Genomic DNA, 22,645 nt, shown 5'->3' on the forward strand with positions numbered 1-22,645 from the left:
CTGACGAGTCATGAGACCTATCACATGGCCGAGGGTAAGACCTGCGCGACCGTGACCTCTCATATCCTGTGCCTTGAGACAGATACAGGCCTAAGGGGTTGGGGTGAGGTCTGCCCGATCCCGCATTACCTGCCAGCCTTTGCAGGCGGCGTACCGGGCGCCGTAACAGAGATGGGCTCGGAGATTCTGGGCATGTCCCCCTTCGGGGTAGATGCGCCGATGCGAAAGCTGGACGGGTTCCTGCAGGGGCATCTCTATGCCAAGTCCCTCGTCGACATCGCGCTGTGGGATTTGTTCGGACAAGCGACGGGTCAACCGGTCTATGCGTTGCTGGGTGGGCGGACGCGGAAAGACATGCCGCTTTATCACTCGATCACCTGCATCGCGCCGGATGATATGGCGCGGATCGCCAAGACGGCTTACCAGACCGGCATTCGCCAGTTTCAGGTCAAGCTGGGGGTCGAGGGTGATTGGCAGGCCGACGCCGAACGCCTGACCAAAGTGCGTGAGGCTGTTGGACCGAGGCCTCTAGTTTATGGCGACTGGAACTGCGGTGCGTCACGCCTGCAAGCTACGCGAACGGGCAGGGCGGTGGCGCATCTGGATGTGATGCTGGAACAGCCCTGCAAAACACTGGAGGATTGTGCGGCGGTTCGACAGGCCACTGGCTTACCTATGAAGATCGACGAGAACGCCCATGATTTGGCGTCGCTGCAGCGGCACATGAGCTGGGCTGCATGGATGCTGTCGTGCTCAAACTTTCGAAGTTCGGCGGTTTGTCGGCCATGCGCCGGGCGCGCGATCTGACCGTGCATTTCGGGGCTGAGATTTGTGCCGAATGCACCTGGGGCTCGGATATAGTCACCGCCGCTTCGCTGCATTTTGCGGCCTCGACCCCGCACGGGTCACTGATGAACACGTGCGACCTGTCATCGTATGTGTCACCCCGCATTTGCCCCGACGCACCAAACCGTGAAAACGGCCGGATTGCCCCGCCCGACGGACCGGGGTTAGGTGTTGTGCCAGACCCAGAGGTTCTTGGTCCGCCAATTTTGGAGATCGTTTGAGATGCTGAAAATCAACACCCAATCCGAATGGATCGCCCGCGCGAATGAGGTACTGCCCGCCGGTGGGTTTGGTAATTTCGATCCCGGAATCATCATCGCGCGCGGCGAGGGCAGCCATGTCTGGGATGAAGACGGCAATGAATATGTGGACTACCTGATCGGTTCGGGCCCGATGCTGCTGGGCCATGGTCACCCCGAGGTCATAGAAGCCGTGCTGGAACAGCTGCCCAAGGGTATGACTTTCTTTGCCAACAACGCCCGGGGCATCGAACTGGCCGAGGCCATCGTTGACGCGGTGCCGTGTTGCGAGCAGGTCCGCTTTGTGGCCGCGGGGGGGGAGGCGGATATGTACGCCATCCGTCTGGCCCGTGCCTATACTGGCCGTAGCAAGATCCTGAAATTCGAAGGCGGCTATCACGGGATGAGCGCCGAGGCACAGATGAGTCTGGCCCCCAGCCGGCACGTCAACTTCCCCCAGGCGGTCCCGGACAGCGCGGGCATTCCCGACAGCGTGGCCGAGCAGATGCTGATCGCGCCTTTTAATGATCTGGAAGCCGTTGCCAACCTGCTGGCCGAGCATGATGACGTTGCCGCGATCATGATTGAGCCGTTGCAACGAATTGTCCCTCCGGCACCCGGATACCTTCAGGGATTGCGCGATCTCTGCGACAAACACAATGTCCTGTTGATTTTCGATGAAATCGTCACTGGATTCCGTTTGGCCTATGGCGGTGCGCAAGAGAAATATGGCGTAACGCCCGATATCTGCACCTTGGGCAAAATCATCGGCGGCGGCTTCCCATTAGCCGCGCTGGGCGCAAGCGCCGAGATCATGCAGCATTTCGACAAAGCGAAAGTAGGCGAGGAAGGCTGGCTGATGCAGTTGGGCACGCTGTCGGGTAACCCCGTCGCTTCGGCTGCCGGGTTGAAAACAATGGAGGTTTTGCGGCGCGACGGCATGTATGACCGTCTGCGCGCGATCGGTGCCGAGCTTCAGCAGATGCAGATGGATGCGCTGACCGGGGCCGGCATCCCGCATCAGATCTGCGGGGACGAAACGCTTTTCGACATCTATTTCACCGATACGGACTGTCGTGACTACCGACGCGCCAAACATGACGACCCCCGACTTAACGTTGTCTACAACGATTCGCTGCGCGCACATGGGATTTTCAAAGCCCCCGGCAAACTCTATCCGTCTCTGGCTGTGACCCAAGCAGATCTGGATCAGACGCGGATGGCCGTTGAGAAAGCGGTTCAGGCGATCAGCGCAGAATAGAGGTCACAAGGTCATAAAAATAAGCGGGCCGCTGTCATTTCTGACAGCGGCCCTAACTGGTTGGACTTCAGGGTCTGGTCTCGCCCCCTCGAATACCACTTAAAAGAGAACGGACTAAAAAAACTTTCGACTATTTCGAGACCGACCCGACTTCACAACCGGTATGAATACTTTATGCACCATCGACGGCGCTGTCTCAGTGAAGTAGTTCACTTTTCATAAACTTTTTTATTTTTTCCAATCAAAAAAGCCTGGGCCTGCCTGTTTCAGCAGGGATTCTGCCATGGCGCGACCTATTTCCGGGCCATCTGCGACCGACCCTGAGGTGTCCTCGGATATTGATTCGGACCCGTCGGGGCGCAAAACCTCACCACGCAGGCGTAGTTGATCACCTTTTATTTCCGCCAAACCCGCGATCGGCGTTTCGCAAGAGCCGTCCAAAGCGGCCAGTAATGCGCGTTCCGATGCCAATCGCTGCGCGGTCTCAGCATTGTGGATGGCCTCGAGCATTTCAGCCGCACGGGAATCATCGCCACGGCGTTCGATGCCGATCGTGCCTTGGGCGATGGCGGGCAGCATATCTTCGACGGCGATGGCGGTTGCGGGAACCTCCTCCATATTCAGACGCCGGATGCCGGCCATGGCCAGAAACGTGCAATCGGCCACACCATCTGCCAGCTTCTTGAGGCGCGTTTGAACATTGCCCCGGAACTCGACCACATTCAGGTCCGGGCGACGGTTCAACAATTGTGCCCGACGCCGCAGCGATGAGGTGCCCACAACTGCGCCCTGCGCGAGGTCACGGATCGAGCTCAGGCTGGGTGAGATAAAGGCGTCCCGCACATCTTCGCGCGGCAGAAACGTGTCCAGCACCAGACCCTGGGGCTGTTCGACCGGCATGTCCTTGGTGGAATGCACCGCGATGTCGATATCGCCACGCAGCATTGCCTCTTCGATTTCCTTGGTGAACAGGCCCTTGTTGCCAATCTCTTTCAGCGGGCGGTCCGCATCAATCATGGCGCGGTTGTCACCAGTGGTCTTGATTACAACAATCTCGAACGCGTCTTCGGGCAGATCAAAGGCTTTGCCCAGCCGTTGCCGGGTTTCATAGGCTTGTGCCAGCGCCAGCGGTGAGCCACGAGTGCCGATCTTGAGCGGTGATGCGGGGGTTGGCAGGGTCAGTGTCATGTGCACAGCTTTAGTCGCGTCACATTGCCCTGACAATGGGGGCAGAGCTTGACAAATTGCCACTGAGGCACGACCCGTGGCGACAAACCTGACGATTGGGGACAAAGATGGCCGAGACAAAGAAACTGCTGCGGGCGCTGGCGGGTGAAGTACAGGACGTGCCGCCGATCTGGATGATGCGGCAGGCCGGACGGTATTTGCCGGAGTACCGCGCAACCCGGGCGCAGGCCGGGGACTTTTTGTCTTTGTGTTATAACCCCGAGTTGGCGGCCGAGGTGACGTTACAGCCGATCCGCCGCTATGGCTTTGACGCGGCTATTCTGTTTGCGGATATTTTATTGGTGCCGCAAGCGCTGAGCGCGGATCTGTGGTTTGTCACCGGCGAAGGCCCGCGTCTATCCACGATCACGCAGCAATCCGAATTCGACGCGCTGAAACCGGTATCGGATATCCATGAGACGTTGTCGCCGGTGTATGAAACCGTGCGAATCCTGTCGCGTGAGTTGCCGTCCGAGACGACCCTGATCGGGTTCGCAGGCGCGCCATGGACGGTTGCGACCTACATGATCGCCGGTCGCGGCACGCCGGACCAGGGACCGGCTCATGCGCTGCGCGAGGAAAACACAGCCCTGTTCGAAGCGCTGCTGGAGCGGATCACGCTGGCCACCATCGAATATCTCTCGGCCCAAATCGAGGCCGGGGCCGAGGTAGTGAAGATTTTCGACAGCTGGGCTGGGTCGCTGAAGGGCGATGCCTTTCAGAAATATGCGGTCGAGCCTTGCCGTGTGATCACGCAGGCGATCAAAGCGCGTCATCCCGGTATACCGGTGATCGGCTTCCCGCGCGAGGCAGGTGATGGTTACATAGGTTTTGCCAAGACCACCGGCGTGGATTGCGTTGCGCTGGACAACTCTGTGTCGCCGGATTGGGCGGTCGAGCATGTGCAGGTGGATGGCTGCGTTCAGGGCAATCTGGCCTCGTCGCACATGGTGACCGGCGGACAGGCGCTGGTGGATGAGACGCGCCAGATTGTTGAGGCGTTTTCGAAAGGGCCGCACATCTTTAATCTGGGCCACGGGATCACACCTGATGCCGATCCCGACAATGTTCAGCTGATGATAGACACGGTTCGGTCCTGGCGGGACGCGTAGAGGGGCCGGCCCCTCTTGGCCTCTGGCCAATTCACCCCGGGATATTTTTAGCCAGGTGAAGGGTCGGGAGGCGCGTTGGTGGACAGTTGATCCAGAATATCCTGCTTGTGCTCGCCTCGGCGGGGGCTGGTTTTGGGCTGCCATGTCTCGGTCGAAAAGCGGGGCGCAGCCGCAGCCTGCAATGCGCCGTCATGGTCGATCCATGTTTGGCGCGCGGTGTTCATGGGATGGGCTTGCGCCTCGACCGGGTCGAGTACGGGCGCAACGCAGGCGTCGGATCCCTGGAACATATCGGCCCAGTGGGCGCGGGGTTTACTGGCGAACAAGTCGGTGAGTCGCTGTGTGAGTTTGGGCCATAGCGCCGGAACATATTGGTTTTTGAATTCGGGATCGTTGGTGAGTCCCAGTGTTTGCAGGAATTCGGCGTAGAACTTGGGCTCAAGACACTGGACGGACATGAACCCCCCGTCCAGACATGCGTACGTGCGGCTCCAATGCGGGCCGTCCAGCAGGCTGTGACCGCGCGTTTCAGACAGATTTCCGGATTGGCGCATGCTCATCAACAGGTTCATCATGTGGGCCGATCCGTCATAGATGGCGGCATCAACCACGGTGCCCTGTCCGGTCCGCTGCGCGTTGAGAAGCCCGGCTAGAATCCCGGTGACAAGATACATGGCGCCGCCGCCAATATCCCCGACTAGGGTCGCCGGGGTCTGCGGGGGTTGGCCTGCTGCTGACGCGTACCACAGTGCCCCGGACAGCGAGATGTAATTCAGATCGTGCCCTGCAGTTTCCGATAGCGGGCCGTTCTGACCCCATCCGGTCATGCGACCATAGATCAATTTTGGGTTGGTTTCCTGAAAAGCATCGGGGCCAAGCCCCAGCTTTTCCATCACGCCGGGGCGGAACCCTTCGATTAGCGCATCGGCCGAGGCGATCAGACGCCTTGCGATGTCCAGATCGGCGGCATCCTTCAGATTCAAGTCAATCGAGCGTTTGCCGCGGTCCAGGACGGATTGCTCGGGCATACCCGGTACGGCAGGCTGGCCTTTGCGGTGGATCGTGATGACGTCCGCCCCCAGATCGGCCAGCAGCATGGCGGCGAACGGACCTGGCCCCAAACCTTCAATTTCAATGATCCGTATTCCGCTGAGCATGAGCCCTCTCCTTTCTGCGCAGGTTTTCGGGGATACCCGGGGATTGCAAGCCCGGATTCTGTTGGCTTGCCAGATGGTCACGCGATCCTTAGCGTTCCAAACGGGATGGAGAGCGAGGCTCGGATGCGGTTGTGGTTCCTTTTTGGTGGCGCCGTTGCGCTGGCGGTGTTGGTAGGCGTGTTTTCGCGCCTGCATCCCCCTGGCAGTATGATGTTGGCGGCGGGTCCAGAAGGCGGCGCTTATGAAACCGTTGCGCGGGACTACGCCGCAATTCTGGCGCGCGATGATATTCAACTGGAAATACTGGATACCGCTGGTTCGGTCGAAAATGCTGAACTGCTTAGTGCGGGCGATGTCGACGCTGCATTTCTACAAGGCGGTATCCGGGTTGATCCGAAAAAGGCTGAGGCCGTCGGGGCAGCGTTTTTTGAACCCATCATCTTTTTGGTCAACGAAGGCGCAACAATCCCCAAAAACCCCGCCTTGTGGACCGGTTTGAGGATCAACAGCGGCGCACCAGGCTCAGGTACGGCTGCGGCTTTTCGGGATTTCGAAAAGGCGGTCGGCTTGAATGAGGGGGATAATACACATTTCTCAATCCCCTATGCAAAAGCCGCGGCGGCTTTGTTGGACGGAGATTTGGATATTGCCGTCTATGTTGCCCCCATCGAAGCTCCCTATCTGAAGGCCGCATATGCAGAGCCGGGGCTTCGCGTGCTGGCGCTGGACCATGTTCAGGCGATTTCGCGGCGGTTGGAATACGCGACGGTGGTGACAGTTCCGGCGGGAGGAATGTCGTTGGACCCAGTTCTTCCGCCGCGACCGGTAGAGTTGATAGCGATCGAAGCCCGTCTGGTCGTGCGACCGGATTTGCACCCCGCGCTGATCAACCGTCTGACGATGGCGGCGATTGAATTGCACAGTGCCCGCGGAATTATCGCCGATCCGGGGGCATTCCCCAACCTCGAAGGTGCAGGGATGACGATCAACAATACGGCCCGGCAGCTAATTGTTGATGGTCCTTCGACCTGGCATAATTGGCTGCCCTATTGGATCGCAGCACAGATTAACCGGGTTCTTTTGCTGTTGCTGCCGTTCTTTTTCATTGTGGTGCCTCTGATCCGGCTTGTGCCTATGGCCTATGCCTACGCGATGCGGTGGCGAGTTTGGCAGCACTACCCCGAAATCCGCGAAATTGAGGAGGAACTGGCCAACAATCCCGGTGTCAACGAGCTGCGCGAGATGCAGGCGCATCTGAACGCCTTGGACGAACGCCTCGCAACGTTGCGGCTGCCCGCGGCCTATCGGCAAGGACTGTACGACGCGCGGTTGCATGTCGAACTTGTACAAAAACGGGTGGCCGAATTGCAGCAGCATAGTCAGACCTGACCCAGCCGCGCGCCCACAAAAAAGCGCAGAGCAATGTGCGGAATTGACCTGTTCTGTGACGGGCGGTCGCGGTAGTGTCCCCGCCAGAACAGGGAATGTGTATGACAACTATTCTGTCCATCAGGGATTTGCGTAAGTCCTATGCCGACGGATTCGAGGCGCTCAAAGGGGTGTCCTTGGATATCGAGCAGGGCGAAATTCTGGCGTTGCTGGGCCCGAATGGGGCTGGCAAGACGACCTTAATTTCCACCGTGTGCGGCATTACCACTCCGACTTCGGGCACCGTTACCGTTGGTGGGCATGACATCCAGACCGAATTTCGTGCCGCGCGCCGGATGATCGGGCTGGTGCCACAGGAAATCGCGCTTGAGCCGTTTGAGAAAGTTTGGAACACGGTTCGGTTCTCGCGGGGCCTGTTCGGATATGGCAGCGACAACGCCCGGATCGAAGAGATCCTGCGCAAGCTGTCTCTGTGGGACAAGCGTAAAAACGCGATCAAGGAACTGTCTGGTGGCATGAAGCGCCGCGTGCTGATTGCCAAGGCCCTGGCACATGAGCCGCGCGTGCTGTTCCTGGATGAGCCGACCGCCGGCGTAGATGTCGAACTGCGCAAGGACATGTGGGAGATCGTGGCCGAGCTGAAACAGGCCGGGGTCACCATCATCCTGACCACGCATTACATCGAAGAGGCCGAGGCCATTGCCGACAGGGTAGGTGTCATTGACAAGGGTGAGCTGCGGCTGGTGCAGGACAAGAACACCCTGATGGCCCAGATGGGCAAGAAACAGATCGAGGTTATGCTGGCCGATCCTATTCAGGCCATTCCCGACAGTTTGGTTGTGCATAACCTGACGTTGAACGGCAATGGCGACTCGCTTGTCTATACCTATGACACCCACGCGGACCGCACTGGGATCACCACCTTGCTGAACGATGTGGCGCAGGCGGGGCTTGTTCTGCGCGACGTTCAGACCCGGCAGTCGAGCCTGGAAGAGATTTTCGTGAACCTGGTATCCGGAGAACCCGCATGAACTGGTCTGCCATCGCTGCAATCTACCGGTTCGAAATGGCCCGGTTCTTCCGCACTCTGGCACAGAGCTTTCTGTCGCCGGTCCTGTCGACCTCATTGTATTTTGTGGTCTTCGGCACTGCGATCGGCAGCCGCATCCAAGAGGTCGAGGGTGTATCTTATGGCGCGTTCATCGTGCCGGGGCTTATCATGTTGTCCGTTGTGATGCTGGCAATCTCGAACGCGTCTTTCGGGATCTACTTCCCGAAATTCCTTGGTACGATATACGAACTGTTGTCGGCGCCAGTGAATTTCATCGAAATCGTAATAGGTTACGTCGGGGCCGCTGCCACCAAGTCGCTTTTTGTCGGGCTGGTAATTCTTGTGACAGCCACATTCTTCGTGGACATACGCATCGAACACCCCTTTGCGATGGCGGCCTTTCTGATCCTGTCCTGCCTCAGTTTTTCGCTGTTGGGCTTTATCGTCGGGATATGGGCCAGCAACTTTGAACAGATTTCTTTGGTGCCCCAACTGGTTGTCACGCCACTGATCTTTCTGGGCGGCACGTTCTATTCGATCTCGATGCTGCCGCCGGTGTGGCAGACGATCACCCTGTTCAACCCGGTTGTTTACCTGATTTCCGGGTTCCGCTGGTCGTTTTACGGGTTGGCCGATGTCCCGATCGGATTCAGCCTGCTGGCGATTCTGGTCTTCACGGGGACTTGTCTGGCTGTGATCGGCTGGATCTTCAAAACCGGTTGGCGCATTCGCAGCTAGGGCGTTGCATTTTTGCCCGCCATGTGTGTGAATTTGGTTCACGTCACGTCTAAGGCTCGAACGGTCCCTTGTTTAGGGCCCAGCCGCACTCTACATCGGCACCCATGAAGCTCAGCCTGCCATTTGTCAAAAAGCAGCCCCTCGTGGCCGTGGTTCGCCTGTCTGGCGCTATCGGAATGGCGGGGCGTGGATCGTTGAACGACACCGCGCTGGCCCCCGTTCTGGAAAAGGCGTTTCGCAAGGGTAAACCTGCGGCCGTGGCGCTTGAGATCAACTCGCCCGGTGGATCGCCGGTGCAAAGCTCTCTGATCGGGTCGCGAATCCGGCGGCTGTCGGAAGAGCTTGAGATCCCCGTTATTGCCTTTGTCGAAGACGTTGCAGCGTCTGGCGGCTACTGGCTGGCCGCTGCCGCCGACGAAATCTGGGCGGATGACAGCTCGGTCCTGGGGTCGATCGGTGTGATTTCAGCCGGGTTTGGCGCGCATGTCCTTCTGGCGCGGCAAGGCATCGAGCGGCGCGTACATACGGCAGGCAAATCAAAATCAATGCTCGACCCGTTCTCGCCGGAAAAAGAAGAAGATGTCGCGCGGCTGCAAGGCTTGCTGGGTGATATCCACGCGAACTTCATTGACCATGTCAAAGCCCGCCGCGGTGACAAGCTGGATCAAAGTGCGGATCTGTTCACGGGCGAGGTCTGGCTTGCCAGACGTGCGCAGGAACTGGGCCTGATTGACGGCGTAGCGCACCTGAGGCCGAAAATGCAGGAGCGGTTCGGCGACAAAGTGAAGTTCCGCCGCTATGGCCTCCGCAAACCGTTCTGGTCGCGGTTCGGGGCGTCACTTGCCCAGGACGCCATAACCGGAATTGAGGAGCGGGCGGCCTACGCGCGCTTTGGTTTGTGACGTGATAGTCAAGATTGTCACACTTTTCCTGATCGCCATGGGTGTCCTGGCGATGTTCGGCAAGCTGCGCTTTCCTGGGCAGAAGAAGTTGCAGTCTGCAAGATGCCCGCGCTGCGGACGGTTCAGTATCGGTAAGGGGCCTTGCTCCTGCGAAAAAGGAGGCCGTACATGACGGCATGGCTGTTATCCGGCCTCGGCTTGCTGATCTTGCTGCTGGCAGGTGATGCTTTGGTCCGCGGTGCAGTGAACCTGAGCCTGCGTTTGGGTGTGCCAGCTCTGATCGTCAGCCTGACAATCGTCGCTTTTGGCACCTCGGCCCCTGAGCTGTTGATCGCGATCAGCGCGATCAAGGAAAACGCGCCGGGGATTGCGCTGGGTAACGTGGTCGGGTCGAATACAGCAAACATCTTGCTGGTTCTGGGTCTGCCAGCCTTGCTTGCCACGCTGCACACCAGCGAATGCAACACCCGAAGAAACTATGTGTTCATGTTACTGGCCACGGTGCTGTTCATCGGCCTGGCATTTTGCGGCGTGTTCAACATGGCCAGTGGTGCGATCTTGCTGGCTGCTTTGGGATTGGTCCTGCTCAACGCGTTCCGCGATGCGCGCGCGCATCGCAAAGCCTGCGGTGAAGCCTGTGCGGAAGAGGATGAGCTGGAAGGTCTGGAAGAGGCCGATCCGGACATGCCCTATTGGAAACTATCGATCTATCTGGTCCTGGGCCTGATCGGCCTGCCGATGGGGGCGCACCTATTGGTCGACAATGCCACGATCATTGCCCGCACATATGGCGTCAGCGAAACGATTATCGGTCTGACCCTGATCGCGGTGGGGACATCCCTGCCGGAACTGGCCACGACCGTCATGGCGGCCTTGCGCAGACAGGCGGATGTCGCCTTGGGCAACGTGATCGGGTCGAACATGTTCAACCTTTTGGCCATCGTCGGGATCGCCACGTTGTTTGGACGTATCCCGGTGGACCCGGAATTCCTGCGTTTCGATCTGTGGGTCATGCTGGGCGCATCGCTTCTGTTGATCCCGTTCGTGTTCTTGAAACAAGATATCACGCGCGGCTGGGGTCTGGTGTTGACGCTGCTGTATGCGGTCTACATCGTCTCGCTGCTGGCGTGACCTGAAGATAAGGGGAAATCCATGGCCCGAGCGTTGGTGACCGGTGCAGGTATTCGTCTTGGTCGGGCAATGGCCCTGTATATGGCAAAGCGGGGATATGACGTCGCCGTGCACTATGCGACGTCTGAACAACCTGCTGCCGAAACCGTGGCCGAGGTGCAGGCGCTTGGGCGCAAGGCGGTCGCCTTGCACGCCGATCTGCTGGATGAGGCGCAGGTCCTGACCTTGCTGCCCCGCGCGGCAGAGGCGTTGGGCGGACCAATCACCTGTCTGGTGAACAACGCGTCGATCTTTGAATACGACAACCTTCAATCCGCCACGCGGCAAAGCTGGGACCGGCACCTCGACAGCAACCTGCGCGCGCCTTTCGTCCTGACGCAGGCCATGGCTGCGCAGGGGCTGAAGCCGGGCACGGACGAGGCGGGTGAGCCTGTTGCCACCGGGCTGATCGTGAACATGGTGGATATGCGGGTGCGCAAGCTCACGCCAGAGTTCATGACCTATACGATTGCCAAGATGGGTTTGTGGGCGTTGACGCGCACCTCGGCGCAGGCGCTCTCGCCAGCGATCCGAGTCAACGCGATTGGGCCTGGCCCAACGATGCAAGGTCATCGGCAAAGCCAAGAACACTTCAATGCGCAGCGCGCGAACACGGTTCTGGAGCGCGGATCGAACCCATCCGATATCACCGCGGCTTTGGGTTATTTCCTGGATGCGCATGCGGTCACAGGCCAACTATTGTGCGTCGACGGGGGTCAGCATCTGGGGTGGAAAACACCGGATGTTCTGGGCCCTGAATAGATAAAACTGCTGCAAGTTTTGCACTGCTCTCGATTCCGTTACCTTCGCGTTACAAAAATGTCTTTTTTTTCATACACTTGCCTTGTGAATGAAAATATTTACAATGAAAACAACGAGTTAAATATCTGCCTATTTTTTGTGCAAATCAAGGATTCCTTAATGAATCAAGGGAAATTAGCCAAGCTCAGAAACTTATCTTCACACTTATCCACAGAAACCGTGGATTTGTTTTCTCTTGATCTGGGGGCCACAAGATTGCAGCCATGGTCAGAGAATCATATCTCAGGCAAATGACAACAAACAGCGAACCGACCCCTGACACTCAACTGACCGGCTATGCCTGCATTCAGCGGTATGTGAAGACATTGGACAGCTCCCCCGGTGTGTATCGCATGTTGGATGCGGACAGCCGGGTGCTGTACGTGGGAAAGGCGCGCAACCTCAAAGCGCGGGTGTCGAACTATGCGCGACCGGGACATTCGGGGCGGATTGAGCGAATGATCGCGGCGACGGCTTCGATGATGTTCCTGACCACGCGGACCGAGACCGAGGCGCTGCTGCTTGAGCAGAACCTGATCAAGCAGCTCAAGCCCAAGTACAACGTGCTGCTGCGCGACGACAAAAGCTTTCCCAATATTCTGGTCGCCAAGGACCATGCCTTTCCGCAGATCAAAAAGCACCGTGGCGCGAAGAAAGAGAAGGGGACCTATTTCGGCCCCTTCGCCAGTGCAGGCGCGGTCAATCGGACGTTGAACCAGCTGCAAAAGGCGTTTCTGCTGCGCAATTGCTCGGATTCCATGTTTGACGGCCGCACGCGGCCCTGTCTGCTTTATCAGATCAAGCGGTGCTCGGGGCCATGCGTTGGTCTGATCTCGGAAGACGAATACGGCGAAAGCGTCAAAGATGCCGAGCGGTTCCTGTCAGGGCGGTCGACCAAAGTGCAAGAGGAGCTGGCCGAACAGATGATGGCCGCGTCCGAGGCGATGGAGTTCGAACGTGCCGCCGGGCTGCGAGATCGCATTCGGGCGCTGACGCAGGTGCAGACTTCGCAGGGCATCAATCCGCGTGGCGTGGCTGAGGCGGATGTGATTGGCCTCTATATGGACAGCGGGCAGGCATGTGTTCAGGTGTTCTTTATCCGCGCCAATCAGAACTGGGGGAACAAGGATTTCTATCCTCGTGTCGGTGCGGATGTTTCCGCCGCAGAGGTGATGGAGGCGTTTCTTGGCCAGTTCTACGACAACAAGGAACCGCCCCGGCAGCTGATCCTGTCGGATGCGGTTGAAAATGCCGATCTGATGCACGAGGCGCTGAGCGAGAAGGCGGGGCGTAAGGTCGAAATCCTAGTGCCTCAGCGCGGTGAGAAACAGGAACTGATTGCAGGGGCCTTGCGCAATGCACGGGAATCCCTGGCACGGCGGATGTCGGAAAGCGCCACGCAGGCCAAGCTGCTGCGTGGCGTGGCCGAAGCGTTTGATCTGGACAGCCCGCCGAACCGGATTGAGGTTTACGATAACTCTCATATCCAGGGCACCAACGCCGTTGGTGGGATGATCGTGGCAGGCCCCGAAGGGTACATGAAAAACGCCTATCGAAAGTTCAACATTCGGGGTGATGACCTGACCCCCGGTGACGACTTTGGCATGATGAAAGAGGTTCTGACCCGCCGCTTTACTCGCCTGCAAAAAGAGGATCCGGATCGTGACAAGGGGTTGTGGCCCGACCTGTTACTGATCGACGGCGGCGCGGGGCAGGTGAGTGCTGTGCGCGAAATCATGGTCGAGCATGGGGTCGAAGACATCCCTATGGTCGGTGTTGCCAAGGGCGTTGATCGCGATCACGGCAAGGAAGAGTTCCACCGTACCGGTCAGCGCCCCTTTGCCTTAAAACGCAACGACCCGGTGCTGTATTTTATTCAGCGTCTGCGGGACGAGGCGCACCGGTTTGCAATCGGCACCCACCGCGCGAAACGGGCCAAGGCCGTCGGCGCGACACCACTGGACGAAATCCCGGGTGTGGGGGCAGCACGCAAACGCGCCCTACTGGCACATTTTGGCAGTGCCAAGGCCGTGAGCCGGGCCAATCTGGCGGATTTGAAAGCGGTCGAGGGGATCTCAGCAGGGTTGGCGCAGAAAGTTTATGATTTCTTCCATGACAAGGGCTAGGCCTTGCGCCCGCGCCACAGGATGTAGAGGCCGGAGGCCACGATCAGACCACTACCAATCCACATTGTCTGGTCCAGATCCTCGCCAAAAAAGATCACGCCCAAGGCAACACCGAACAGCAGGCGGGAATAGCGGAACGGCGTGACGGCAGACACCTCTCCGGTTCGCATGGCTTTCATCAGGGATGTGTATGCGATTGCGCCAAGGCCCACCGCCCCGGCGATATGCAGGCTTGTTAGCAACGGCACAGGCGCGATGGGGGCTTGTTCCCAAAAGCTGTAGGCAAACCCAGCGACAATCACGCTGACAAAGCCGTAGAACCCTAAAACTTCGGCTCCAAGGCTGGCGGGTGCGACCCGGCTGGCCAGGTCACGGCCGGCAAATCCCAACATCCCGAGCACGGCCAACAGGGACAGGATGGTGAAACTGTCTCCGGTCGGTTGGATGATGATGACAACGCCGATCAGGCCAACGAGAATGGCGCTCCACCGCCGCCAACCAACAGTCTCTCCGAATAGAAGCGCGGCACAGGCGACGACCACAAGCGGGGTGGCCTGCAGGATAACAGTTGCTGATGACAATGGGGTCAATGTGATGGCCAGCACGTAAAACAACCGCCCAAGGATTTCGAACACCGCGCGGATCTTCATTGCAGGCGACAGCACATCCGGTTGCAGCAGCCGCGTGCCCCGTGCGATGGCGACACAGGCAAAGATGACCGCGCCACCCAATCCGAACAGGACAAGAATTTGCCAGACGGGCAAGGCAACCGCCGCCGCTTTCAGCAGCGCGTCTTCCAATGCAAAACATGCCATCGCGCCGATCATCCATGCGCTACCGATCAGGTTGGCGCGCGCGTCGGTCTCAATATTTGGGGTCATCGGGTCGTCTTTGCCATTGGGCTTGGTCGGCTGCACTCTGACGACAATCCGGCCCGGGGCCAAGGTCAATAACCGGTGCCGCGCCGGACTGCGGCGCTTTGACCAAGCCTCTGTGATCGGTACAGTTTTTTTCCGCCCCGTCTTTCCTGTCCCCGGTCGGCGATGTAGGGTCTGCTTCATGAAGTGGAACCTGCCGAATATCCTGACCGTCCTGCGCCTGGTGGCCGCGCCCGGTCTGGCCGTAATGTTTCTGTATTTTACCAGACCCTATGCGGATTGGTTTGCGCTGATCCTGTTTCTGACCGCAGCCATTACCGACTGGTTCGACGGATATCTGGCGCGAGCGTGGAAACAGGAAACCAAGATCGGCGCTATGCTGGACCCGATTGCGGACAAGGCGATGGTGGTGATCGCGCTGATGATCCTTGTGGGTTACTCCGCTGAGCACTGGACGCCCTGGTTGGTGCTGCCAGCGACAGTCATCCTGTTCCGCGAGGTGTTTGTCTCGGGCCTGCGTGAATATTTGGGCGATACGGCCGGAACGCTGAAGGTGACCAAGCTGGCGAAATGGAAAACGACTGCTCAGATGGTAGCGATCGCGGTTCTGTTTTCGCAGGGGATATTCGAGCACAATTTTGTGATGGCCACGTTCGGCATGGATGCCGAAACGATGGATCTGGTCCTAACGGGTCAGCTGGAAGACCTAAATCATATGCGCTGGCACCTTGAGGCGATGTTCTGGTCTGGCCGGGTCGGTCTGTGGTTGCTGTGGATCGCCGCGGCGCTGACATTGATCACCGGTTATGACTACCTACGTAAAGCCATGCCCCATCTGAAGGAGAGCTAAGGGATGGACGTGCTGTATTTTGCCTGGGTGCGTGAACGGATCGGCCTGCCGAAAGAACGGATTGAGACCGAGGCCGCGACCGTTTCCGATCTGGTCGCCGAGCTGAGCGCGCGCGAAGACCGCTATGCCGCCGCTTTTGCGGACCTGTCCGCATTGCGCGTGGCACTGGATCAAGAGCTGTCTGACTTTGACGCATCGCTTGTTGGTGTGCGCGAAGTGGCCTTTTTCCCGCCGATGACCGGCGGCTGAAACGATGCGCATTTCGGTTCAGCAGGAAGAGTTCGATCTGGGCGCCGAAGCCAATACTTTCGCCGCCGGGGACGATGCCAACGGCGCCATTGTGACCTTTACCGGCGTGGTGCGCGATCTGGCATCCGGCGATCTGGATGTGATGGAAATCGAACACTATCCCGGCATGACCGAACGCGCGCTAACCAAAATAGCCGAAGAGGCACAGCAGCGCTGGTCGTTGGGCGATGTGCTGGTGATCCACCGCCACGGGCGCCTTGCCCCGGGGGATCGGATCATGATGGTGGCCACTGCCGCGCGGCACCGCAAGGATGCGTTTGAGGCGGCAGAATACCTGATGGATTACCTGAAATCCCGTGCTCCCTTTTGGAAAAAGGAAATCACCACATCCGGCGCGGAATGGGTCGCAGCCAAGGATGAGGATGAAGATGCGCTGACGCGGTGGTAGGTTCTGTGCCCGGCACCGGATTATCTGGTGCCGGGTCTATCATAGCGAGTTAGGTGCTTTGTTCGGTGTTACACTGCCGTGCCGCTTCGATGGCTTTTTTAGTACCATCCAGACTAACGGTGAATGCGAACTCTTTCTTCGGAAACACGGTCATTTCGTATTTGTTCATGACGTCATCCACAAACTGGGCGTTGTTCGCAAGGATGTATCCGCCTGTATATCCGTCGGCGAGATGCTTAGTCTTCTTGTGCGCCTCAGCTTCGTAGACGTTGCCGTCGAGTGACAGGAAGATCTTTTCCTTCTTACCCTTCAGGCCAATGTCGTTCTTCGTGAACACACCAAGATAGCCCATCTCGTGGTCCTTGGTCAGACCCATCTGAACGACGTTCTGGTTTTCGTCCATGCGTTCGATCAGGCAAGACTCGCGTGTGTCATCCACAAAGATAGTCCAACCAGATTCTTCGCCCCAGTTGGTGAAGGTATCGTTCTCTGAAGGTATCACGTCACTTGAAGCCCAAGCGGCTACAGCAGAGAAGATGCTTAGAGTTGCGGCGGTTGTTAATGATGATTTGAAATTCATAGTACACTCCAATTTTCTGGATAGTGAACAGTCATGTGCATGTGTAAAAATGCACCAATTCCTAATATTGAATTTGTTGTAAAAATTGAAGGCGATTGCCTCCGATCGGCTGATTTGTGCCGAAAGTGCAGTCTGCCCCAACCCAGGTCAGCTGTTAAGTCCGGGGCTGGGATCAATCCGCGTTGTTGATACGCCCACGCAATTCTTCAGCCTCTTGCCGCGCCGCGCGCAGGCCGTCCATGGCGGCGGCCAGTTCTGCCTCGGTCTGGGTCAGCTGGTTGGTCAACTCGGCCTCGCGTTGTTGCAGATAGGTGATCGCCTGGTCACGGGTTTCCTCTGCTTCGTGAAGCTCCTGGCTCATGCGGTCCAGATCGGCGACGTCGCTTTGGCGGACGCGCGACAGGCGATGGGCCAGCCAGTTGGCGAACCATCCCATGCTAAAGGCGGCAAACAATATGACGGCGGTCGCGATAATGAATTCGATTCTGTTCAATTTACTGGTCCCCTGCGCCCGAGTCGGTTTCCGCATCCGTTTCCGCGGCTTCGGCCTCTGGCTCTGCGTCTTGTGACGTCTCTGTTTCGTCTTCCATCGCTTCCAGCGCGGTTTGAGATTCGGCGGTGGATTCGGGCCGGATCAGGCGGAATTCGATGCGTCTGTTTTCTTCCCGCCCGATTTCGGTGTCATTGTCGGCGATTGGCTGGGTTTCACCATAGCCCAAGGCGGTAAAGCTGGCTGTGGGCACGCGCCGCGCGCGCAGCTCATTGAGGATGGATTGTGCCCGTGATTGGCTGAGCTGCTGGTTCATCTCTTCGCGACCTTGGCTGTCAGTGTGGCCCTGAATCTCCAGCCGGATGGGTCCGCATTCCCGCAGGATGTCGGCGATCTGATTGACCGTATCGCGCGATTCGGCGGCGACCGTGGCAGAACCTGGTTCAAAGGCGATTTTGGAACCCGCCTGAACCTCGGCGATGCGCTCTTCGCAAACATCCGGATCGGGCAGCTTGTCTGCGGGCTCGGGTGGCTTTTGATAGGTGATCGACAGGCTGAAATCTTGTGCCTCGCCCAGTTTTTCCGACAAGAGCCCCGAAATATAGGCCCGGGTTTTGGGGTCGTGACTGATGCCGTTCAGAACCACTTCGTCCGGTGTCACGGTCAGCGCGCCATTGTGCAGTTGCGACAACGCCTCAAGCCCACTGAGGACGCGAATGGGCCAATCAGCGGGCAGGTCAGGGGCCACGCGGGTTGCGGTATGGACGTGTTCGAAACCAAAGGCTGCACGGGCATAGCTGTCGACCATGTCACGCAGGGTTTCATCCCCTAGCCGGCCGCGCATTTGCATCAGGCCCTCGGGACTTCGTGTTGCTGAGAATTCGGGCGGGCCGGATTGGTTTTCCGTTTCGGGTTCCGGCAGAACCGCGTGCAGGGCAAAGACCTCGGGCAGTGCGTTTTCCAGTTCGCCGATCACCTGGTCAAACAGCGCGGCACCAGTGCCTTCGGCCGCGACCAGAGTGATATCCGCATCTGACAAGGTCACCGTACCCTGGCCGATTTCCGACAGCGCCCGAATGCTTAACACGGCAGCGTCAGGCCAACGCGGCGAGGGTTCACCCAGGCCTATGGTGCAGGAATAAGGCCCGGTCAGACCAGCATCCTGTGCGGCTGCGACGATCCGGTCCCGCGCCTGTTCGTCCTGGGCAGAACAGGCATCGAATTGCCCGCCATTTTCGTCGATCAGGTAACGCAGGGTGAAAGGTGTAATGACCGGGCGCGGTGCGGAAATGGACAAGCCAATGCGCAGGCTGGGTGGTGCCGCGCGCGTCAGCGCTTGCTCAAGCCGTTCTTTTTCCTGCTGGCTGTCGGCAATTGCCGTCACCTTTACAAGCCCGGGGCTGGCCGAGATTTTGGCTCGCGGCAGTCGGGCCAGCGCCTCAACGGCATAGGCGATCGCATCGTCCCAGCCTTTGGGCTTTGGATAGTCGGCGGTTTCCAGCAAATCGGATATCGGCCCGTCATTCAGCGTGCGCAGTCTTTTTGTCAGAGCGTCGCGATCTTCGCTGGCCGGGATAAGGCCAATAACCGAGATACCGCTGTCATTGCGCAGAATTTCGGCAGAAAAGCGTGGGGAGGCCAGCTGCGTCGTGGGCGCGACTTCCATTTCATCAATCACGCGCGAGGTGTCGACCTCGGTCCCCGCTGCCGTCAGGGCGTTAAATCGTGTTGCCTCATCCGTGGCAGTGCCGGTCAGAACCACCCGCAGCCCGTCTGACTGGACCTCGGCCCAGTTATGGCCTTTCAGGTCCAGCGCACGCCGAACGGCAAATTCCGAGGCTTCTTCGACCTTTGTTACGGCAAAGCTTGCGGCCAGCAAGGACAGCCCAGCGGACGCAAGGAAGACAAAGGCAACGACGAAGATATAAGGCAGACGCATGTGCGAACAATCGACTCCTCGGGTGAGTGTTCAGAACTCTTACAGAGGCCTAGGCCCGGGTGCAATCAGAGCAACAAGGCGACGCAAAGGAAGATCAGCGGAATAAGGCCGGTGTCACGGTTGGCGCGGAACAATTGCAGCAGTTTGGCGTTGTCCTCGATATCAAGCCCACGCAGTTGCCATGCCATGTGCCACCCCATCGCCCAAGGCCCGCCAAGGGCCACCACCAGGGCAATAATTGATACCTGGGTCGTCGCGGCGTCAATGATTGCCAATCCCATCAGTGCCACGGTGGCCACCAGGAAATATTTCAACCATCGCGCAGTGTCGGTACCAAACAGCCGGGCCGTGGACTTGATTCCAATCAACTCGTCATCCTCGGCGTCCTGATGGGCATAGATTGTGTCGTAAAACAGCGTCCACGCGATCCCGGCCAGATATAGCGTGATTGCGGGTATGCTTACGGTTCCCGTGTGCGCAGCCCAGGCCAGCAGGATGCCCCAGTTGAAGGCAAGCCCCAGAAACACCTGCGGCCACCACGTGAAGCGCTTGGCAAATGGGTATATCGTTACTGGCAACAGCGATAGCACACCCATCGCAATTGCGGCTTGGTTGAATGTGAGCAGAATCATCAGCGCCAGCAGGCATTGCAGCCCCATCCAGATCACGGCCTGGCGCACGCTGACTTGACCGGACGGGATTGGGCGGGATCGTGTGCGTTCGACCTGACCATCGAATTCGCGGTCGGTGATGTCGTTCCATGTGCAGCCCGCACCGCGCATCAGAAAGGCTCCGAAGGCGCAGCCAATGGCGATCCAAAGATCCTCCCACCGGGGGTTGCCGTCGCTGAGCATGGCCAGCGCCAATCCCCACCAGCAGGGAATCAACAGCAACCATGTGCCGATGGGCCGGTCCGCCCGGCTTAGGCGCAGGTAGGGGCGGGTGAACGCGGGCGCATATGAATCGACCCAGTTGCCGCTGACAGCGTCGGCAACCTGACCGTCTGGTGTTGGGGCATTGCCTTGCATATGTAAGGTCTCATGAGTGCAAAGATCAGACTGTATGTAGAGCACCCTCTGGGTCAGGGGCAATCGGTTCCTTTGACGCGCGAGCAGGCCCATTACCTGTTTGGCGTCATGCGCTTGTCCGTTGGTGGACAGGTCGCGCTGTTCAACGGGCAAGACGGAGAGTGGCTGGCCGAGGTGACAGAGGCGGGCAAGCGGGGCGGCGTTTTGGCGTGCCTTGAGCAAACCAAACCGCTGCAACTGCCCCCAGATCTGTGGTTCCTGTTCGCGCCGATCAAAAAGGCGCGCACTGACTTTATCGTTGAAAAGGCAGCGGAAATGGGGGCGGCGCGGATCATGCCGGTGCAGACGGAATTCACCAATTCGGACCGCATTCGTCAGGACCGATTGCAGGCGCACGCCGTTGAGGCGACCGAGCAATGCGGTGGGACCTATGTACCCGAGGTGGCTGATCTGAAGCGATTGGATCGCGTATTGGAAAGCTGGCCGGAAGGGCGGCAACTGATGTTCTGCGATGAGGCCGAGGTAGGCTCGGCCCGGCGGTTGGCTGGCAATGAAACGGACCTGCCCTGGGCTATTCTCATCGGCCCCGAGGGTGGCTTTTCCGAGCGTGAACGCGCGCGGCTGGCCGCGTTGCCCTTTTCACATGTGGTCAGCCTTGGCCCGCGCATCCTGCGCGCGGATACGGCTGCCGTTGCGGCGCTGACCATGTGGCAGCAGGCGCTGGGAGACTGGGTGTGAGCTGGCGAGAAGCGCAAGGCGCAGACGTTCCAAAGATCGACGGGTTCCTGTTCGAACACATCCAGACGTCCATGTTCCCTCTGGCGAACCTGCGGGACTTCGGCTTGCGCGGTTCAGACCGGCGCGCCGTGAACTTGTGGACATTGGGTGATGGCCCGCGGGCTGTTTTTGGGATTACCAACGAAGGCATGGTCCTGCCGCAATGCCCCGAATGCTCGGATGACGAGCTGAGGCAGGCGATTCGCCTGATCCGAGGGCGCAAGTTGTTCGGTCTGGCGGCTGAGGCCACTCAAGCCCGTCGGATCATGCAGCTTTCGAGATGGGAAGATCGGCCTGCAACCCTAAACAGCGACGAGCCGGGATTCTCGCTGAAACTGAGTAATCTTGTCATGCCGGACGCCACCGGCGCGAAACTGGTGCCGCTGGATGAACTGGACCGATCCATAACAGTGGGATGGCGGCAAGACTATCTGATCGAAGCAATGGGCTTTGACCCCGAACGCGCGCAACCTCAGGCACAAAAAGATATCGCTGCCTATATCGACCGCGATTCCCATCGGGCCTTGTTGATTGATGGTCGGCCAGTAGGAATGACCGGGTTCAACTCGCGTTTGCCAGAGGTTGTCCAGATTGGCGGTGTTTATACGCCGCCCGATCTTCGGGGGTATGGATATGCACGACTGGCAGTGGCGCTGCATCTACGCGAGGCGCACAGCAACGGCGCAACCCGCGCTGTCTTGTTTGCCGCTAGCGATGCCGCCGCGCGTGCCTATATAGCAATTGGGTTCCGGCCAGCAGGCCACTATTCCCTGATTCTGTTCAAAAACCCCGAGGACACGGCATGAGTTTCATCCGACCCGAAGCCAAACTGGCCCTGTGGCGCTGGCGTGAAGTGCTGGTGGCAGGGGTCGTCTTGTTGGTCGGCCTCAGCTGGATCGGCGGACCCGGTGGATTGCTGGGTTGGCTGGGCTGGGTTCTGATTGCAGTCTCGGTGGCGCTGGCCGTTATTGGCATTCAACGTGCCCGGTTTCGAACCGGTGCAGGCGGCCCCGGTCTGGTGACAATCGATGAAGGTCAGATCACTTACCTTGGGCCGCTGACAGGCGGCATCGTTGCGACACGTGAAATCGAGCGCCTGGCGCTGGACCCGACATCGTCCCCGGCGCATTGGATTTTGGATCAACAGGGGCAGCCGACGCTTCACATTCCTGTGAATGCGGAAGGTGCCGAAGCGCTGTTCGATGTGTTCTCGGCCCTTCCGGGTTTGAAAACCGAACAAATGCTGTCGGAACTAAACGGTGGCGCGACGCATCCTGTGGTTATTTGGGAACGTACCCCTCTGCGTCCGGCCCATTTGAGGCTGCATTGACACTGGCGCGGTTTAAGACCACGACTGACCAAACGACAGACACATCAGGATCGGAGC

General features: G+C 58.8%; 22 protein-coding genes and 1 pseudogene. 16 read left to right on the forward strand and 7 right to left on the reverse strand.

Features of this window, described 5'->3' with window-relative positions; all coding sequences use genetic code 11:
• The first annotated feature begins 24 nt into the window (after positions 1 to 24).
• Positions 25 to 1,067, forward strand: a pseudogene (locus DS906_RS06175) (mandelate racemase/muconate lactonizing enzyme family protein).
• Between the two features lies 1 nt (position 1,068).
• The gene (locus tag DS906_RS06180) at positions 1,069 to 2,346 is read left to right on the forward strand and encodes an aspartate aminotransferase family protein (RefSeq protein ID WP_113789353.1); all 1,278 of its coding nucleotides are present in this window, start codon (positions 1,069 to 1,071) and stop codon (positions 2,344 to 2,346) included.
• A 228-nt stretch (positions 2,347 to 2,574) separates the two neighbouring features.
• On the opposite strand, the gene hemC is transcribed toward DS906_RS06180, so the two are convergent.
• Positions 2,575 to 3,534 (reverse strand): hydroxymethylbilane synthase, encoded by a 960-nt coding sequence (gene hemC / locus DS906_RS06185; protein ID WP_113789354.1) that lies wholly within the window; start codon positions 3,532 to 3,534, stop codon positions 2,575 to 2,577.
• Between the two features lie 107 nt (positions 3,535 to 3,641).
• On the opposite strand from hemC, the gene hemE reads away from it, so the two are divergent.
• Complete coding sequence (gene hemE, locus DS906_RS06190) at positions 3,642 to 4,685, forward strand: uroporphyrinogen decarboxylase (protein WP_113789355.1); 1,044 nt, start codon at positions 3,642 to 3,644, stop codon at positions 4,683 to 4,685.
• A gap of 47 nt (positions 4,686 to 4,732) precedes the next feature.
• On the opposite strand, the gene DS906_RS06195 is transcribed toward hemE, so the two are convergent.
• Positions 4,733 to 5,842, reverse strand: a complete 1,110-nt coding sequence (locus DS906_RS06195; protein WP_113789356.1) for a CaiB/BaiF CoA-transferase family protein — start codon at positions 5,840 to 5,842, stop codon at positions 4,733 to 4,735.
• 66 nt (positions 5,843 to 5,908) lie between these two features.
• Between DS906_RS06195 and DS906_RS06200 the strand changes: the two genes are divergently transcribed.
• From DS906_RS06200 to uvrC, 7 genes are all read left to right on the forward strand, one after another.
• Entirely contained in the window at positions 5,909 to 7,231 is a 1,323-nt protein-coding gene (locus DS906_RS06200) for a TAXI family TRAP transporter solute-binding subunit (RefSeq protein ID WP_147235190.1), read from the forward strand.
• Between the two features lie 101 nt (positions 7,232 to 7,332).
• Positions 7,333 to 8,262, forward strand: coding sequence for an ABC transporter ATP-binding protein (locus tag DS906_RS06205; RefSeq protein ID WP_113789358.1), 930 nt, complete (start codon positions 7,333 to 7,335; stop codon positions 8,260 to 8,262).
• A complete protein-coding gene (locus DS906_RS06210; RefSeq protein WP_058273631.1) occupies positions 8,259 to 9,020 on the forward strand; it encodes an ABC transporter permease in 762 nt (253 codons plus the stop codon). The genes DS906_RS06205 and DS906_RS06210 overlap by 4 nt, the downstream gene beginning before the upstream one ends.
• Before the next feature lie 104 nt (positions 9,021 to 9,124).
• Positions 9,125 to 9,922, forward strand: coding sequence for a S49 family peptidase (locus tag DS906_RS06215; RefSeq protein ID WP_113789359.1), 798 nt, complete (start codon positions 9,125 to 9,127; stop codon positions 9,920 to 9,922).
• A gap of 168 nt (positions 9,923 to 10,090) precedes the next feature.
• On the forward strand, positions 10,091 to 11,053 hold the full coding sequence (locus DS906_RS06220) for a calcium/sodium antiporter (protein ID WP_108860676.1): 963 nt from the start codon (positions 10,091 to 10,093) through the stop codon (positions 11,051 to 11,053).
• A gap of 21 nt (positions 11,054 to 11,074) precedes the next feature.
• Entirely contained in the window at positions 11,075 to 11,854 is a 780-nt protein-coding gene (locus DS906_RS06225; protein WP_113789360.1) for an SDR family oxidoreductase, read from the forward strand.
• 290 nt (positions 11,855 to 12,144) lie between these two features.
• On the forward strand, positions 12,145 to 14,019 hold the full coding sequence (gene uvrC, locus DS906_RS06230) for an excinuclease ABC subunit UvrC (protein WP_113789361.1): 1,875 nt from the start codon (positions 12,145 to 12,147) through the stop codon (positions 14,017 to 14,019).
• Here the strand turns inward: uvrC and DS906_RS06235 are convergent.
• On the reverse strand, positions 14,016 to 14,900 hold the full coding sequence (locus DS906_RS06235) for a DMT family transporter (RefSeq protein ID WP_113789380.1): 885 nt from the start codon (positions 14,898 to 14,900) through the stop codon (positions 14,016 to 14,018). The two genes, uvrC and DS906_RS06235, sit on opposite strands and share 4 nt — an antisense overlap.
• Positions 14,901 to 15,078: 178 nt before the next feature.
• On the opposite strand from DS906_RS06235, the gene pgsA reads away from it, so the two are divergent.
• From pgsA to DS906_RS06250, 3 genes are read left to right on the forward strand one after another with little or no spacing between them, the layout of a single operon-like run.
• Positions 15,079 to 15,747 (forward strand): CDP-diacylglycerol--glycerol-3-phosphate 3-phosphatidyltransferase, encoded by a 669-nt coding sequence (gene pgsA / locus DS906_RS06240; RefSeq protein ID WP_113789362.1) that lies wholly within the window; start codon positions 15,079 to 15,081, stop codon positions 15,745 to 15,747.
• A gap of 3 nt (positions 15,748 to 15,750) precedes the next feature.
• Entirely contained in the window at positions 15,751 to 15,996 is a 246-nt protein-coding gene (gene moaD, locus DS906_RS06245; RefSeq protein WP_113789363.1) for a molybdopterin converting factor subunit 1, read from the forward strand.
• A gap of 4 nt (positions 15,997 to 16,000) precedes the next feature.
• The gene (locus tag DS906_RS06250) at positions 16,001 to 16,444 is read left to right on the forward strand and encodes a molybdenum cofactor biosynthesis protein MoaE (protein ID WP_113789364.1); all 444 of its coding nucleotides are present in this window, start codon (positions 16,001 to 16,003) and stop codon (positions 16,442 to 16,444) included.
• A 49-nt stretch (positions 16,445 to 16,493) separates the two neighbouring features.
• Here the strand turns inward: DS906_RS06250 and DS906_RS06255 are convergent, their stop codons facing one another.
• The 4 genes from DS906_RS06255 to ubiA form a co-directional block, all read right to left on the reverse strand.
• Positions 16,494 to 17,024 carry a hypothetical protein gene (locus DS906_RS06255; RefSeq protein ID WP_113789365.1) on the reverse strand — a complete coding sequence of 177 codons (531 nt, stop codon included), beginning with the start codon at positions 17,022 to 17,024 and terminating at the stop codon, positions 16,494 to 16,496.
• 172 nt (positions 17,025 to 17,196) lie between these two features.
• Positions 17,197 to 17,517 (reverse strand): hypothetical protein, encoded by a 321-nt coding sequence (locus tag DS906_RS06260; protein WP_058278866.1) that lies wholly within the window; start codon positions 17,515 to 17,517, stop codon positions 17,197 to 17,199.
• 1 nt (position 17,518) lies between these two features.
• On the reverse strand, positions 17,519 to 19,453 hold the full coding sequence (locus tag DS906_RS06265; protein WP_113789366.1) for an OmpA family protein: 1,935 nt from the start codon (positions 19,451 to 19,453) through the stop codon (positions 17,519 to 17,521).
• Between the two features lie 65 nt (positions 19,454 to 19,518).
• Positions 19,519 to 20,481, reverse strand: a complete 963-nt coding sequence (ubiA, locus tag DS906_RS06270) for a 4-hydroxybenzoate octaprenyltransferase (protein WP_113789367.1) — start codon at positions 20,479 to 20,481, stop codon at positions 19,519 to 19,521.
• Between the two features lie 12 nt (positions 20,482 to 20,493).
• On the opposite strand from ubiA, the gene DS906_RS06275 reads away from it, so the two are divergent.
• The 3 genes from DS906_RS06275 to DS906_RS06285 are packed head-to-tail and all read left to right on the forward strand — an operon-like array spanning position 20,494 to position 22,588.
• Positions 20,494 to 21,219: a 16S rRNA (uracil(1498)-N(3))-methyltransferase gene (locus DS906_RS06275; protein ID WP_113789368.1), complete on the forward strand. Its 726-nt coding sequence runs from the start codon at positions 20,494 to 20,496 to the stop codon at positions 21,217 to 21,219.
• Positions 21,216 to 22,064 (forward strand): GNAT family N-acetyltransferase, encoded by an 849-nt coding sequence (locus DS906_RS06280; RefSeq protein ID WP_233494704.1) that lies wholly within the window; start codon positions 21,216 to 21,218, stop codon positions 22,062 to 22,064. Before DS906_RS06275 ends, DS906_RS06280 begins: the two co-directional genes overlap by 4 nt.
• Positions 22,061 to 22,588, forward strand: a complete 528-nt coding sequence (locus DS906_RS06285) for a hypothetical protein (RefSeq protein ID WP_058273616.1) — start codon at positions 22,061 to 22,063, stop codon at positions 22,586 to 22,588. Before DS906_RS06280 ends, DS906_RS06285 begins: the two co-directional genes overlap by 4 nt.
• Positions 22,589 to 22,645 lie beyond the last annotated feature (57 nt).

The sequence above is a fragment of the Ruegeria sp. A3M17 genome, assembly GCF_003318255.1.
Taxonomy (GTDB): domain Bacteria; phylum Pseudomonadota; class Alphaproteobacteria; order Rhodobacterales; family Rhodobacteraceae; genus Ruegeria.